This is a genomic window from Hahella ganghwensis DSM 17046, assembly GCF_000376785.1.
GTDB classification, from domain to species: domain Bacteria; phylum Pseudomonadota; class Gammaproteobacteria; order Pseudomonadales; family Oleiphilaceae; genus Hahella; species Hahella ganghwensis.
The window spans coordinates 58439-73962 of sequence record NZ_AQXX01000141.1 but is presented as its reverse complement, the minus strand read 5'-3'; the positions used below and the strand labels follow the sequence as shown (position 1 = coordinate 73962).

Annotated in this window: 11 protein-coding genes and 1 pseudogene; 6 read left to right on the top strand and 6 right to left on the bottom strand. The window is 50.6% G+C overall.

Annotation, left to right across the window (positions count from 1 at the left end; all coding sequences use genetic code 11):
- The first annotated feature begins 22 nt into the window (after positions 1 to 22).
- Positions 23 to 1387: a DNA repair protein RadA gene (gene radA / locus F566_RS0127710; protein WP_020410306.1), complete on the top strand. Its 1365-nt coding sequence runs from the start codon at positions 23 to 25 to the stop codon at positions 1385 to 1387.
- Between the two features lie 35 nt (positions 1388 to 1422).
- On the opposite strand, the gene F566_RS0127705 is transcribed toward radA, so the two are convergent.
- Together F566_RS0127705 and ettA are read right to left on the bottom strand one after the other, a co-directional pair.
- The gene (locus F566_RS0127705; protein WP_020410305.1) at positions 1423 to 1800 is read right to left on the bottom strand and encodes a PilZ domain-containing protein; all 378 of its coding nucleotides are present in this window, start codon (positions 1798 to 1800) and stop codon (positions 1423 to 1425) included.
- 134 nt (positions 1801 to 1934) lie between these two features.
- On the bottom strand, positions 1935 to 3623 hold the full coding sequence (gene ettA, locus F566_RS0127700; RefSeq protein ID WP_020410304.1) for an energy-dependent translational throttle protein EttA: 1689 nt from the start codon (positions 3621 to 3623) through the stop codon (positions 1935 to 1937).
- 144 nt (positions 3624 to 3767) lie between these two features.
- Here ettA and F566_RS0127695 point away from each other — a divergent pair, with 144 nt between their 5' ends.
- Genes F566_RS0127695 through F566_RS0127680 form a run of 4 tightly spaced genes read left to right on the top strand, consistent with a single transcriptional unit; the run spans position 3768 to position 9227 of the window.
- Positions 3768 to 5030, top strand: a complete 1263-nt coding sequence (locus tag F566_RS0127695) for a site-specific integrase (protein WP_020410303.1) — start codon at positions 3768 to 3770, stop codon at positions 5028 to 5030.
- Positions 5027 to 6625 carry a site-specific integrase gene (locus tag F566_RS0127690; RefSeq protein ID WP_020410302.1) on the top strand — a complete coding sequence of 533 codons (1599 nt, stop codon included), beginning with the start codon at positions 5027 to 5029 and terminating at the stop codon, positions 6623 to 6625. The genes F566_RS0127695 and F566_RS0127690 overlap by 4 nt, the downstream gene beginning before the upstream one ends.
- Entirely contained in the window at positions 6622 to 8826 is a 2205-nt protein-coding gene (locus F566_RS0127685; protein WP_020410301.1) for a hypothetical protein, read from the top strand. Before F566_RS0127690 ends, F566_RS0127685 begins: the two co-directional genes overlap by 4 nt.
- Positions 8827 to 8828: 2 nt before the next feature.
- The gene (locus F566_RS0127680) at positions 8829 to 9227 is read left to right on the top strand and encodes a hypothetical protein (RefSeq protein ID WP_020410300.1); all 399 of its coding nucleotides are present in this window, start codon (positions 8829 to 8831) and stop codon (positions 9225 to 9227) included.
- A gap of 414 nt (positions 9228 to 9641) precedes the next feature.
- On the opposite strand, the gene F566_RS0127675 is transcribed toward F566_RS0127680, so the two are convergent.
- The 3 genes from F566_RS0127675 to F566_RS0127665 form a co-directional block, all read right to left on the bottom strand.
- Positions 9642 to 10445 (bottom strand): hypothetical protein, encoded by an 804-nt coding sequence (locus F566_RS0127675; RefSeq protein ID WP_020410299.1) that lies wholly within the window; start codon positions 10443 to 10445, stop codon positions 9642 to 9644.
- The gene (locus F566_RS0127670; protein ID WP_020410298.1) at positions 10445 to 11872 is read right to left on the bottom strand and encodes a hypothetical protein; all 1428 of its coding nucleotides are present in this window, start codon (positions 11870 to 11872) and stop codon (positions 10445 to 10447) included. The genes F566_RS0127675 and F566_RS0127670 overlap by 1 nt, the downstream gene beginning before the upstream one ends.
- A gap of 84 nt (positions 11873 to 11956) precedes the next feature.
- Positions 11957 to 12445, bottom strand: a complete 489-nt coding sequence (locus F566_RS0127665) for an Hcp family type VI secretion system effector (RefSeq protein ID WP_020410297.1) — start codon at positions 12443 to 12445, stop codon at positions 11957 to 11959.
- Positions 12446 to 12780: 335 nt separating this feature from the next.
- Here F566_RS0127665 and F566_RS35030 point away from each other — a divergent pair.
- Positions 12781 to 13215, top strand: a pseudogene (locus tag F566_RS35030) (transposase); the annotation flags it as partial.
- 137 nt (positions 13216 to 13352) lie between these two features.
- Here the strand turns inward: F566_RS35030 and F566_RS0127655 are convergent.
- Positions 13353 to 15524 carry a DEAD/DEAH box helicase gene (locus F566_RS0127655; protein WP_020410295.1) on the bottom strand — a complete coding sequence of 724 codons (2172 nt, stop codon included), beginning with the start codon at positions 15522 to 15524 and terminating at the stop codon, positions 13353 to 13355.

Below are 15524 nucleotides of genomic sequence, written 5' to 3'. Positions count from 1 at the left end.
ATTCAGGAAGTTGCGACGATCAATGGCAAAAGCCAAGACTCAATTTGTCTGTACTGAATGTGGGGCAGACTATCGTAAATGGATGGGGCAATGCCTTCAGTGCAATGCCTGGAACACAATCAGTGAGTTTAGGGAAGCTTCGGTCAAGAGCAGCCAGACCCGGCATGTGGCTGGTGGTTTTGCTGGTCAGCGTGCCCAGTTACAAAGTCTGGATCAGGTCGAGCTTGAAGAACTGCCCAGAGTGGAGACGGGGAGTCAGGAGCTTGACCGGGTACTTGGCGGGGGATTGGTTCCAGGCTCGGTAGTTTTGCTGGGAGGCCACCCGGGAGCGGGTAAAAGTACGCTGCTACTGCAGACCTCCTGTCGATTGGCCAGGGATGTCAAGGTTCTCTATGTAACCGGCGAGGAGTCAGTGCAACAGATCGCGATGCGCTCGCGTCGTTTGCAACTGGAGTCTCATGGACTTCAGGTCATGGCAGAAACCGATGTTAATACGATCATCAACACGGCCAATGACTTCACTCCGAATGTCATGGTGATAGACAGTATCCAGGTGATGTTCAATCCCGAACTACAGTCTGCTCCGGGAAGTGTTGCGCAAGTGAGAGAGGCCGCAGCGGCCTTGACGCGGTACGCTAAACAATCCGGCACGATTTTGCTAATCGTTGGCCACGTTACCAAAGATGGCTCTCTGGCTGGACCTAAAGTTCTGGAGCATATGATCGATGCTTCCATCATGCTGGAAGGTAGTGAGGACAGCCGTTACCGGACATTGCGTGCAATCAAAAACCGGTTTGGTGCCGTTAATGAGTTGGGCGTCTTCGCCATGGTCGAGAACGGTTTGCGTGATGTGAAGAATCCCAGTGCTATTTTTCTTAACAGAGAAGGAGAGTCGGCAGCAGGCAGCACCGTCACAGTCATATGGGAGGGGACAAGGCCGTTGCTGGTGGAAATGCAGGCACTGGTGGATCAGGGATACGGAACCGCACCCAAGAGGCTGGCAGTCGGAATGGAACCTCAGCGGCTGGGATTATTGTTGGCTGCGTTACACCGCCATGGCGGGCTACACGTTGGGGATCAGGATGTTTTTATCAATGTGGTTGGTGGTGTGAAAGTCGCAGAAACCAGTGCGGACCTTGCGGTGATTATGGCTATAGCGTCAAGCTTTCGGGACAGAGTGATTCCCCGCGACTGGGTTGTGTTTGGTGAGGTTGGTCTATCTGGAGAAATTCGCCCTGTCAGCAGTGGGCAGGAGCGGGTGACCGAGGCTGCCAAACACGGGTTTACCAAAGCCATTGTACCGCAGGCGAATGTGCCCAGAAAGATTCCTGAAGGTGTGGAAGTTGTCGCTGTCACCAAACTTCAGCAGGCTTTGGAGCTGCTCTAAACGGGTAACCCATGAGACGACAGGAGGCCTGATCCTCAGCCTTCCATAAGGCTGGCCAGCTCTCTCTCAAGAAGCTTCGGATCTCCGAGGTTCAGTTCTACCAGGCGTCTCAATACCGAGGCGCTGTCCAGGTCCATATTTTCGCAGTGAAATCCCAGGCGATCTTCTTCCTCGTGGCGAAGGGTTGCAGTAAGTCGGATGTGTGTTTCTGAGTCTATTTCAATCTGAATTCTGAAAGGTGCTTGAGTCTGGGCGCTATCCCAGTTCTTGGGCTTGCCGATCAGTGCGCCTTTAAATGATATGTCGATCAGGTCCGAAGTCCATTTCTGCCATTCCTGCTGAATGATAACGGACGTATCGAAAGGGATTCGGTGGAAGCGACGGCGTTCCTTGTTGTGGTCATCTTCGGACATGTATTCAATTCCTCACCAGGGTTCCTCTAACTATAGTCCGAAGTCGGCGGAAGTTCACGCTTGCGCTATGTGTGCAGGTACTAGGGATGTGGGCAGATACAAGAGGGGGCTCTATTCAAGCCCCCTTTATCGGATCAGGCAAGTCGCTTGTATTTGACCCTTTTGGGGACAGCGGCACTGGCCCCTACGCGTTTCTTGTAGTCCTCATCATATTCAGAGAAGTTGCCTTCAAACCAAACAACCTCACTGTCGCCTTCATAGGCAAGTATATGTGTGGCTATTCTGTCCAGGAACCAGCGATCGTGCGAGATCACCACAGCGCAGCCAGGGAAGTTCAGCAGGGCTTCTTCCAGGGCTCGCAGAGTTTCCACGTCCAAATCATTGGTTGGTTCGTCCAGGAGCAGGACATTGCCTCCCTGTTTCAGTAATTTGGCGAGAAATAACCGGTTGCGCTCGCCGCCTGACAGGTCCTTGACCATCTTTTGCTGGTCACTGCCTCTGAAGTTAAAGCGTGAAAGGTAGGCGCGGGATTGGGTTTTATATTGACCAACCTCGATCATGTCCTGCCCGTCGCTGACTTCCTCCCACACGGTTTTTTTATCGTCAAGCTCACGCATCTGGCCAACAAATGCCAGGTTGACAGTGTCCCCTTTGCGGATCGAGCCTTCATCAGGCTGCTCTGTGCCAGCCAGCATTTTAAACAGGGTGGATTTACCTGCACCGTTACCGCCGATTACACCGACAATGCTGCCGGGGGGGATGTTAAAGCTCAGGTTTTCAAACAGAACTTTGTCGCCGTAGCGTTTACTGACGCCATCAATTTCAAACACGACATCGCCCAGGCGGGTGCCGGGTGGGATATAGATTTCGTTGGTCTCATTGCGGTTCTGGAATTCCTGGGAGCTTAACTCCTCGAAGCGCGACAGACGAGCTTTGCTCTTGGCATGGCGGCCTTTGGGGTTGCTGCGAACCCATTCCAGTTCTGACTTGATGGTTTTCTGGCGTGCCGCTTCAGTGCGTTCTTCCTGCTCAAGACGTTTTTCTTTCGCTTCCAGCCATTGGCTGTAGTTGCCTTCGTAAGGAATGCCGCGACCACGGTCCAGCTCCAGAATCCAGCCAGCTGCATTGTCAAGGAAGTAGCGGTCGTGCGTAATGGCGACCACAGTGCCCGGGTATTCAAGCAGGAAGCGCTCCAGCCAGGCCACGCTCTCGGCATCCAGATGGTTGGTCGGTTCGTCCAGTAATAGCATATCCGGCTTTGACAGTAGGAGCTTGCACAGCGCGACACGACGGCGCTCACCTCCTGACAGAGTGCTGACATCCGCTTCCCAGGGCGGTAGGCGCAATGCATCGGCGGCCACTTCCAGGGTGCGATCCAGGTTATGTCCGTCTGTTGCCTGTATCAGAGCTTCCAGTTTGGCCTGTTCCGCAGCCAGAGCGTCAAAGTCGGCGTCGGGATCAGCGTAGGCGGCGTATACCTCGTCCAGACGAGTCAGTGCTGTTTTGACTTCTGCAACTGCTTCCTCAATATTGCCGCGGACATCTTTGCTCTCGTCCAGATGCGGTTCCTGTGGGAGGTATCCAACATTGATACCCGGCTGAGGGCGTGCCTCTCCCTGAATATCGGTATCCAGACCGGCCATAATCCGCAACAAAGAGGACTTACCTGATCCGTTAAGGCCCAGAACACCGATTTTGGCGCCGGGGAAAAAAGAGAGTGAAATGTCTTTCAAGATTTCGCGTTTGGGAGGAACAACCTTGCCAACGCGATTCATGGTGTAGACGTAAGAACCTGTTTTACCTGTTTTGTCACCTTTTGACATATTGTATTTTTCCTTTTAGTCACTATTTACGCGCCCTTATAAGACTTTTCGTGCACGAAATGTAAATTTCAAAAAGTTAAGTTGTATTTGATTGTAGATTTGGTCGTTACTTTAGTTAAAAAAGTTAAGTTTTGGGAGCGGATTATGAGTCACCAAACAGTAGAGATAATGTTAAATGGTTTTAGAGCAAAGTTGTTAATGAAAGAGTGCTTCCCTGTCTATTATCCAAATCTTTATGCAACCATCGAGCTCTCAGCTCGAGCATTGAATACACAAAAAAAGTATCTTGATCACATTGGGTTATTTGAGGATTTTCTTGAGTATGAGTCGATAGATCTGATTACCCGCTTGGAACAACGGCCTGAGTCCAGTTATCTGACCGATGAAGAGATCTCTCGCTTTGTCGCGGACGCGGCTTTCCAAAAAACAACTTTAGATAAAAAATATAGAGGTGCTCGACTGATTCCTGCAGCGTTTAAATGCGTGGGTAGAGTACATGCTCAACAGCGGCTTGAGTCTGTGCGGGACTACCTCAAATTTCTCTATGACAAACTAGGCGATAGTTCCACGAGCGAAGGAGCGATTGATGACGTATATCTGCGCTTTAATCGCAAGATAAAAGCTGCTAAACCTGCGTGGAAAAAGGGCAAGGTTGACGATATGAAAGGTCTTGCCCATCAGGAACGTGAGCGTTTGTTGGAAGTCATGCATCCAGAGAGTGCTGAGAATCCATTCGCAAATAAAGCGCTGAAGTTGCGTAATTATATCGTGTTGCTGTTGGGGCTCGACATGGGGTTGCGTCGTTCTGAAATGCTACTAATTAAAATTTGCGATATTCATTGGCATAGCGGTCAGCTAGCCATTGTTAATCTTGAGAATGAGGCGATCGATGTGCGTCCAGACGCCCCTCAATTTAAGACCCACGAGCGTCAGCTGGTGATGAGTGATGAGCTTAGCTGGGCGCTAAAGGATTATGTGGATAATTATCGAATCTTGAAGAAGTCATCTGCGGCCAAAAAGCATCCTTTCTTGTTGGTATCCCATCGTCGAAATGAAGGCAAGGCATTGAGCATTAAAGCGCTGGATGGCGTTCTGCCTCGTTTGGGAGCTGCAGTGCCAGAACTGAAACACATTCATCTTCATATACTGCGTCATGATGCAGTCTATACACTGCTAGAAAGTATGAGGGATGAGTTGGATGCCCTTACGCCAGAGTATTGCACGACGCAGGTTCAAAAGGTTCTCACTTTTGCCTTTGGGTGGAGTGCTGAATCTAATATGCCTGGCCTCTACGGGGCTAAATTCTGGAAGGAAGAAGCAGATAACGCCATGGAAAAGCGCTCGGATAAATTCAAAGCAATACGCGCTGGGGTAGAGGCCAAAATTAGTGAAGGATGTGCAGAATGAGTATCGAAATTGAAGCTCTCACAGCCCCCACTGAGGATACTCTGGATGATTGGCTAGATACGCCCAGACCGGCAAGGTGTGGTGAGTATTTCACTCCCACTATGCCTATGTGGAATCCTAACAAAGCAAGTACAGACAAGGTTAACTGGCAGACTGCAATTGCGTGCGTGCCATCTAGTTGGCAGCGTTGGTTACAAGCTGCCTTAGCATATCGCATGGCTGAGGTAGCACAAGGCACTGTAGCGTTAGTCGTTTCGGTGCTGTCGCGGGCCGCTCATGCATGTCTTGATCCCCTAAATGAAGATCATCTGATCGATTTTCGCGAGCGCTTTAGCATAACCGAATTTTCCAACCTAGTGGGTTTTATGGTGTTTTGGCAGGCGTGCGAAGCACTTGAACGGCGGCCTTCAGTCACTCTAGTTGATGCGTACAAAGATTTGCCCCGAAAAAAACGTTCGAAAAACGATCCAATTCTTAGTCTAGATCCAGAGAAAGGACCGTTTACCCAAGAGGAGCAAAATGCATTGCATTACTGGTTGCATGAACAGTTCTGCCATGAAAATTTAGATCCTGAGCACTACCTCTATATGCGGTTGTTGATGATCTACGGGCAGCGCGGATGTCAGCTTCGAATGATGGTCTTTGACGATTTTATAAAGTGCGAACAGGGCTACAAAATTCGGATCTACTGGGCGAAGCAGAGAGAGGAAGATGGTGCAGGCTTCCGAGCAAAGTCAGAGACCTTCAACTTGGATGAAGACCTCTACAATACCATTCAGGCCTATCAGGCGATTATCCTAGCGCATCTCAAGCAAGAATACCCTGATCGAGCTGATTGGGATAAAGCAATCAAAAATGTGCCGCTCTTTCGTCAAAAAATTGATCCTGGATGTGGTTCTTTTAGTAGATGGCAAGTTCCAGTATTGGTTGATTATCCTGATTTCAAAGCGCTTGAGGTTGCACCACAGGCGCGGTTTCATGCACCGACTCGCTCAATAAAAGATTGGTTGGAGCGCATGGAGCGTATGCCTGGATTTCCGATTTCTCCGCGAACTCATCAGCCTTTGAAAGTCACGAGAGGTCATCGCTTTAAGCATACGCTCGGAACAGATCTCTCGAACGCTGGGCTGGATGAGTTGGCAATGGCTCGCGCGCTCATGCATAAAAATACAAGGTCAGTCCGTAAATACAGGCAGATCTCAGCGGAGTTGATGGCACTGATTGACGAAAAGATGAGTGACCATCTCGCGCTGGTTGTAAGTGCGTTTACAGGCACGATCGTAAAGGAACGCGACTCTGCTAAGAATGGTGATCGAGAGGATCGCCAGATTGAGGATTTGGCGGTCTGCGGTACGGATGCATTGTGCCACCTGGATGCGCCCTTTAGCTGCTATACGTGCAGCAAATTCCAACCACTCCTCGATGCTGATCATAGCGTAGTCCTTGAGCGTATGGAGCGCCGCCGTGCGCAAACCATCGCCACAGATAAAACTACGGGGGCAATCTGGAATCGTGCCATTCTGGCCTGCCGCAAGGTGATTCTCGACTGCAGGGCCATGCTTGAATCTTCTAATGTTGGCGAGGGTGAAGCATGAGCAACATCATTGATTTTAAGTCCAAGGCTGATCTTGAGGCTGCCGAGCAATTGGATGCCTTTATCGTGTGGGCGCAGGCTACTCTGCCAAAGGGCGTTCCTGATCGAGTCCATGCAAGCATTCGATGGGATATGGATTCATGGCATGAATCGGGAATAGAAAGCGCTACCTTTACGGCGCTGGGATCACCTAGAAGAGCCACTGCTGAAACCAGGTTAGTTATGCAATCACCCTTCATGGATTTCGCCAAGGCGGTCGTAGTGAATCGTTGTGTGTTTCATAGGAAAAAATCCATTGGTGGTTGGCTTGGCGCTCTCAAGGCTCTTGAGATGGCTCTGGTCGAGCTGACGGGCGCACGGGATGTTACGCAGGTGTCGGCTGCGGTCTGCAACCGTGCATGCGGGCTTATGCAGTTACAATGGCCGTTATCCCAAACTGCGTACTTAAGAAGCAAAACGCTTGAAAGAATCATAAAGTTGATGGGAAGTAAAAGACTACTTGCCACTTCCTTTCGATGGAGTTCTCCGCTGATATATCAAGGGAGAGGTACTCTAAAGCAGCAGAAGCTGGATCGTGAGAAGAAGTTACCGAGTCGAGAGTCAATCTTAGCTTTGGGTGAACTGTTCAACAACAAATTGACCGATCCATTGGATATTGTTATCACTTCAGCGTGCGGCCTCTTGCTGAGTCAGCCCGGCCGCATCGGTGAATTGGCAGATGTTGAGTGCGCCCCCATCGTTTTCAAAGAGCATAAGGGAGTCGGTCAGCGCATGTTTTTGCGATGGTATGCAGAGAAAGGTTTCGGGGCTGTACTTAAACCAGTTATGACGGGCATGGAGCCGGTTGTGGAACGCCTTATCGAAAGGATGCTACCCATAACGGAAGAAGCTCGTACATATGCAGCCTGGCTAGAAGACCATCCAGATGAGTTTCCGCCGCATGAGGGGGTGCCGGATAAAAGCCTAGATGATCCGCTGACCTACTCGGAAGTGTGCTCTGCTCTCAAAATCCATGTGGTAGGGAAAAACTCGCCACGCTCCAAATTCAAGGTGTCTTTCTTAATCCCGATGGCTGAACTCAAGTCATTAGGTCCTGCCGCAAGGGCTATACTGGATGAGATACAGGATGGCTGGGATACTAGTAAGGGAAAGCCAATTTATCTTGAGGGTAAGCCCGGTCTTCAGAGAATTGAATTTGACGATAAATTTGTCATTACGCTGCGCAAACTCAATATCCTGATGCGTGAAAAATATCTGCCGAAGGACTTCCCGTACACAACGCGTCCCGAAGATGGTAAGCAGCGTGTTAAGTACCGTGATGCGCTATTCACGGTGCGCACAGGTGCTCTTGTAGCAGAGAGTGCCGTAGCTAAGTTGGCCAACTTCGGCGTGGAAATCGCAGCTAAACAGGGGCGCATGTCGGCGCAATTGGGTGGCAGTTCGAAACAACCGAGTATTTTTGAGCGGCACGGATACAAGGGGGTTCGGGTGAACTCGCACGCCTTTCGCCATGAGCTGAATACGGAGATGCAGCGAGCAGGTTTGTCACAACTGCTGATAGATGCATTCTCAGGGCGCACGAGTATGGGATCTGTGTACAACCATGAAACGGTCGAGGAGCGCACCCAAGCGGTTGCAGCAGTTCACCCCAAAACTAAACAGATTAACGCCAAGCGCCTAGAGAAGGTCAGGACGAATGCACCCTTGAGCCTGAGCGATGTGACTGACCTTGCAGAAAGCGATCAGGATCGAGTCATTCATCAATCGCATGTAGGCGTTTGTGTGCACAATTTTGCGAGCGAGCCTTGCCCTAAAATGGGATCGTGTCTGCGATGCGGAAAACTCGCCTGCGTGAAGGGCGATGACGAAAAACTTAAGAATCTCAAAGAGGAGCGGGATTACCTGCAGAAACGCTATAGCGATGCGATTGCTGCGGAGTCTCGAGGGGAAATTGGTGCAACGGAATGGGTTAAAAAAGTGAGCAAAGATCTTTTTAAGTGCGACGCGCTGATCAAACTCCTTGAAGATCCTGAGCTTGAAAATGGCGACATCGTGTGGAATGTTGATAATGGTTGGAATATTACGAACAATGCCGCCGCAATGGTGGGTCTTATCGAACCGCAGGTAATTGAGATCAAGGATCAAGAGGCGTTGCCAGCTTTGGATGAGCTGTCAGCCATGTTGGATGAGATAGAGGTATAGCGATGGGAAAACACTTAACGCAAAAGGATGTGGCGCGCATCAAAAAGCTAATTGATGAATGGTCTGCGCCTAAGCTGACATGGCCACTTCTAGTCGAGGCGTGCGAAAAGAAGCTTGGGATCAGCAAAACTCGCCAGTCTTATGCGAAATTGACAGAGCTTAAAATAGCAATGAAGGATCGCAAGGCTGCGCTAAAGGCTCCAACCGAGAAAGCAGGCTGGATCAATGACATTAACGAAGCGAATGAGCGTATCGAAAAACTGACCGAAGACAATCAAAGACTCAAGGCTGTAAATCAAAAATTGCTTGAGAGATTTAAAATATGGCAGGCAAATGCAGATATGTATGGTGTAACGCAAACGAAGCTGGACCAACCTCTGGTTCAGTTTAGCAAGAGATAACCTGAGAGTGTTTAAGCAAGTTAAACGACTCTAGTTAGTTCCCATCCATAAACACGTATCTACATGATAAATATGAATTAATTTCTTGAGATGATTGAAAATCGCTCCTTTTGTTAGAGCCGACAGTCAATTTGTCGCTATCTGCCAGACCAGACACGCAAAGGTCTAATTTCTATCGCTAGTCTTGTCGGGCTCCTGGTTTTCAACTTCGTCACAATACTCCATCAGCCACTGATAACCATAAACTGTTAATTGGTCGTTACGGAGCAGCGTCTCAGCGAGCACTCTCAATTCGTAAAGAGGGCAGACACAGTCTCTGATTGGGGTTTTTATATTCTTCACGGTGGGATTGTTTTCTGTCAGCAGGTTGTGGGGGCGCTACTAAGGGTCGTGCCCTGGGGGCCCGACCCCGGTCTATGCGGAAGTACGGGGGGTGGCTACCGCTTCCTCTGCCTTCACCTCGTCATAACGCTTTTGCGCGTCTGGAGATAACTTGAGATGAACGTGGGACATGAATTCCTTGATGCTCTTTTCCACGGCACCGTCCAGGTCATGGTCGGGTTCATAGTAGAGCCGGTTTGTAGCGCCAGGTCGGAAATCTAACTCCAGTTCATGGTCATCCGAAATCGCCACATGCCACAGCCGTTGTTTGGGGCCGTTGGGTCTGTCGGCAATATAGCTGTACCACTGCGTACCATTGACTTCCACTTGCTGTATATCGTCGGGAGATTGTGGGTAACGCCAAAAATGCTGCTCTGGTATAACCGGCATAACCTTAATTTCTCGACTTTCCCACTTATCCCTGTTTGCCCCCCCCCAAAAACTGTCACAACGACTTAACAGCCACGCCTTCATATCCGCCTGCTTCAACAGGCTATCGATTTTCCGGTAGTGGGGATGACGTTTGGTCAGAACAATATCAAGCGAGACATCTCCAATAGCCCCTTCCCCGAAGGGTTTGTCCCAGAAATTCCAGCCTGTGAAGAGCAAACGGATAAACATCCCTCTACCTTCCGAGTTCATCCAGGGTTTGAACACGTCATCCTGGTAAATAGGCACGCTCTGTGGACCAAGTTTCATAGGTCCAATCACTTCATGAGGTGGGCAACGGAACCGAAGTTGCGTGCCCGACAAGTCAAAGCTCATCCAGGGAGCCTTCTCAATGTCCGGTCTCATCGGGTTCATCTTGGAGGCTTTAAAACGTTGCAACCAGCGCATTACCAGCGACTCCGCAGATTTTTGCCCATATCCCGTACCATGCCGAACAGGGTTTTGGCTTTGCCGTTCTGGCTCATCTGTTGTTGGGCCTGAATATTGAAATCCTCACTGCTTTTATGCGGGCTCATGTGGGGATTGATACTTTTGTCTGTGCTGTAAACCCCCGCCATATTACGGTAGAGGTCGGCTTTGGTCCAGGTGGCCCAGCCCACGGTGGCGGCCCCCGCGATTCCGCCGATCCAGGCGCTTATCGCCTCGCTCGGTGTCACTCCGCTAGATATGGCATCACCAAGGTGACACAGGCCGAAGGTGGTGCCCGCCGCCCCAATGACCCGGATGCCGACGCTCTGGACGTCTTTCTTCGCCCGATAGGCCAAGCGGGCCGAAGTTTCGCTGTATTCCTCGCCCCAGGCCTGGAGACGCTGGCTGACCTGCCACTGCTGCCTGGTGCGGACCGTGATGCTGCGCCAGTCGTCGCTCTGGAATTTCATCACGTCTTTGGCCAGGGCCATCTTGTGTCGCTCCACTTCGTCGAACAGCTTGGTCATCACCGGGGCCGGAGCGGCGAAGAACAGAGTGTGCTTGGTCAGTGGGAGATATGGCGGTAACTTCTTCAAGGCGTTCAGCAGCAGAATGGCTCCATCGCCGTGTACGGTCCACTTCACCTCCTGGCCTTTTACCTGAGCGTCGTACAGGGCCTTCGCCAGCAGGTTGGCGGTGAAATCGGCGGAGCTGGCTTTTTGCTCGGGCGTGATCCATTCCGTGCCCCGACGGTACAGTGGTGGCGGGTTGTAAGCCAGGGTGTAACCTTCGGCTTCCACTTTAGAAGCTTCTTCCTTGTAGGCCGCTTCGGTGATTATGTCTGGCATAATGTTCATTGCAGCATTTTCCAGCCTATTCGCAAGCCCATTAATAGCCGCATGACGAGTGGGGATCGTGTTGATTACTTCTTCATCAACCGCCCAGCCCTTGTCTTTACCTTGGACTTGATACAACCCTGGTTGATGCCCTTTCGCATGTTGCACGATCTCGATATCGGTGATGTATATCCCCGCTGACAGCCCCTGACTGTTTCCTTCCTGTAAGATGATATAGCTGATCCGCATATCTTCGATCAGGCTCACATGTTCGAAGGCGTTACGCGCATTGGAGTAGGATTCAAAGCCTCCCGCGCTGGAACGCAGTTGAGAAAGGCCGTGCATGACCTTCGTGGCGTAGGCGCGTTCATTGCCCAATATCAAACTGGCGAAAAGTTTGGCTACCTTGCCTTCGATAAAGAGTTTGCGTCCATTGATAAAAGGCATGTCGTCCGTGATATCGGACACCAGGATATAGCCGGAGGCAGCGTTGCCCATCACCCGTTGAAAGCCATGGTTGACCACGGTGGGTTGAGGGATTCTGGTATCAAAATTGGCGGGTGCATTCATCTTGCAGTAGATCTCCATGTCTAGCCATATTTCGGAAAACAGGCGCGTTATCCGCCCCTGTTTTATCGTCCGTTTAAACCGGATTTAAAGCTTCTTGCCAGCTTCCAGGTCGTAACCCACACGCTCAGGGGAGCCGCCTTTGTTAGCCCGATCGGCGGCGGTGTAGCTCATGGTGAGTTTGGAATAGCTCAGGGAGAGGGTTTCGGAAGGAGCGGAATCAGCCCCGGCGCTCACTTTGTAATCACTGATCATCACGTCTTCCAGTTCATAGGAAACGTATTTTTCGATCTTATCCGCTGAGGTGCGAACCACATCGATAACTACTTTAACACCGGCATCACCGGTCAGGGATTCCTTGAACAGGCCGGAAGTCGCGGAGTCCATCAGTTTGCTAATGGATACCGTCGTCAGGGAAGGACGGGTGGCTTCCCGGTTGGACATGTGGCCGGCTTCCATGGTGATGTGACGGCTATTGCCGAAGCTGAAGCTGTCCAGACGAATCCAGTCTTTATAGCCTTCGGCTGTGACATTGCCTTTAACGGTGAGATTGTTGTAGTTCAGGTAGATGGCCACTAGTTTGCTCCTTGTGATGGCGAATAATCCAGGGGGAATAGCTGAGGATTGACAGGCTTCCCTCAAGCGAAAAGCCGGGACTATATAAGATTTTCTCACTTTCGACTATCAGGAAAGAGGCCTACACCATTCGTTTAGTTTTTGCGAGGCTGGATTTTAGAGCTTCAGGTAGGTCAGCCCACACGCATTTTGGTAACATTTAGGCTTGGAGAATGGCTAACGCGCAACCTGAAATTTCACAATCATATACGGACTTAGGGATGTGAGAAACCCGCACAGCACAAACGAGTCTATTTGACGAGTATGCTTAACTCAAGTTCAGCGATTTTCTCAGCAATCTATCGTCTTTGCTGGACGCTCACCCGGAGGTACTGACCCTGCTTGAGCAGGATTTGTTGACGGATGGAGTACAGTCCACTGGGCGTAAAGGTTTGTCTGTGGAAAGCATCTTCCGATGCATGCTGCTCAAGCAGATTACCGGCGTCAGCTACGAGATGCTGGCGTTCCATTTGGCCGACTCCGCCAGTTATCGCTCGTTTACCCTCCTGAGGTGGGATTGCCGGCCGGGTAAATCGGCGCTGAGCGGCAACATCCGTCGGCTACGCCCACAAACCCTGAAGGCCGTGTTTGAATGGCTGGGGGTGGCCGCGTTGGAACGGGGTGTGATCGATATGGATTGTCTGCGGGTGGACAGCACGGTGGTCAACAGTCATATCGCGTCACCATCGGACAATAAGCTGCTAACCCCATTTTCAGCTACTAATGAATAATCAAATCTTAAGTCTCAAGTATGAGTGTTACTAAATATATCAATTATGTGAATAGAGGAATGTGGGGAGATGGCCAAGCTCGATCTGTTCTATAGACACAAAAAAGTACTGCTAGCAACGTCAGATCGTATCCTAATTTAGTCTCTAGCCAAGTTTGCCATTAGGCCACTGATGTAGGCGGCTGCCCTTTCAACATCAAGCTTTTCCCGAACAAATGCCTCTCTTATCACGTCTTCCGAGAGGGATTCATCGAACTTACCGAGAGGCTGTGGCTTAATCTCGGTGGCCAGATCATCTTGTGTGTAGTCGGTCAGGTAATCATGGATCTTACTGATCAAATGCCTTGGATCACCTGTGTATTGCACCATGATGCACGGACCCATCCGATCAGCAGGGTGATCGATCAGTGTGGCCAAGATCTTCAGCGTATCGAGCATGCGGTCGTCATCCCAGATAAACCAAAATAAATTTCTATCGTCCTGGACAAAGTGTCTTGTATCAACATGTCGATCACGAAAGTACTGGCGTGCTCGAGCTACCAATTCAGCAGATTGTGAATCACAAAAGCGAGGAAGATCATCGCGCAAATATAACTCGCGCATGCGCTGACGAATACGCTGGTGAACGGGCGCGGACTCCCCGCCAAACGTGGGAGCTAGACCACTCTTAGCTCTGACGAGCGTCATCACCTTGGCCTGAGGGTCGATTGACTGAACCGCCCATCGGCGACCACTGAATATTAATAGCTGACCTTCCATATAAGGGGTTGTCAAGGGCAATGTACCAAGGGTTTTGCCTTTGGCTACTAGTCGATACTCCTCCGGCACTTCAAACGCAGTGTAAAAGGTATGGCTACTAACAATTCTCTCACCGACATCATCGACTATGAGTTCGCCAGTGGGCAGTTGTCGAACCACTTGATTGGCACCAAGGCCCCTTAGTACTCGGGCAAAAAAATCCGGGGTAATATTCTGCCAAGGCCCTTGCTGGCAAAGAGTTCTATATGCACTGGCCGCGTTAATCCCCCCTTTGAATGCAATCATCGAAAGAATCTGCTGCACCAATGTGGAAAGGTGTAACGAATACTGATCCGGTGGCTCTACCCACCGTTCCAGCATCAGCTCAATTACTGCGATAGCCTGAAATAACTCAGCCTCAAGGAGGTCTATTGGTGATGGGTTATTACGATCACCATGACCTGTGACCAGCAATCGTAGTATGGCAGGGGTTCCCTCACGGCGACCAGAGCGTCCCAACCGTTGTCGGAGGCTGCTGACATTCGCTGGCGCGCCGATTTGCGCAACAGATGTCACCTCTCCGATATCGATACCAAGCTCTAGCGTGGAGGTTGCCACCGCTGTTGTAGGTTTCTCTCCGCCCTTCAAGCGTTGCTCAACAAAGTGCCGAACATCTCTGCTCAATGAACCATGATGGGCGAAAAACTCCAAAGGTAACCCTCGGGTTTCACAAAGTTTCCCCAGCCGGTCGGTGATTTCCTCTACTGTTCGCCGACTATTGGCAAACACCAAATGGCTACTACCTCGAAGCCACAGGAAGAGATCCTGTGCCATTTCAATGGATACAGGCAGGTCATCTTGTGGCGGGATGTATGATTTCAGCATCAACTGAAGCTGCAGCGACTCATGCGCAACATCCAAATGGATTCCTGAGCGACTTCCATCCGGGCGGAGAAAGCCTAATGCCATATCCGGATCCCCAATAGTGGCGGACAAGGCTATCCGACAGAGAGGCCGACCAATAAGCTGCTCCAGACGAGCCAGTAGCGACAGTAGCTGTTGGCCTCTTTCGCGACCAATGAACGCATGAAACTCATCAATCACCACATAATGCAGATTCTGCACCCGTGCTTTGAGTTCGTGAGCTCGGGTCACAAACATGGCTTCCAGAGACTCCGGTGTAATTAGCAACACTCCCTGGGGCGACTTCCATGAGCGCTTTTTCAGGCTGGAACTTATATCTCCGTGCCAGGGTGTAATTGCCGTCCCAGAACTCTCACAAAGCATCTCCAAGCGCTGGAATTGATCATTGATCAGGGCTTTCAGGGGACTTAGGCATAATACTCCGTATCCACATTCAGGCCCTCTATCTTCCAGCCAACTGATAACGGGTAAAAAAGCGGCCTCAGTTTTCCCTCCGGCTGTAGGTGCCGTGATGAGGATGTCTTTGCTAGCATCAAGGATTACGGGGGTTGCTTTCTCCTGGACCGCACGTAGCGACTGCCAGCCCTGACGGTATATCCACCGCTGGACCCCATGGCTGAGCCGGTTAAAGCTATTTGACTCACTCAT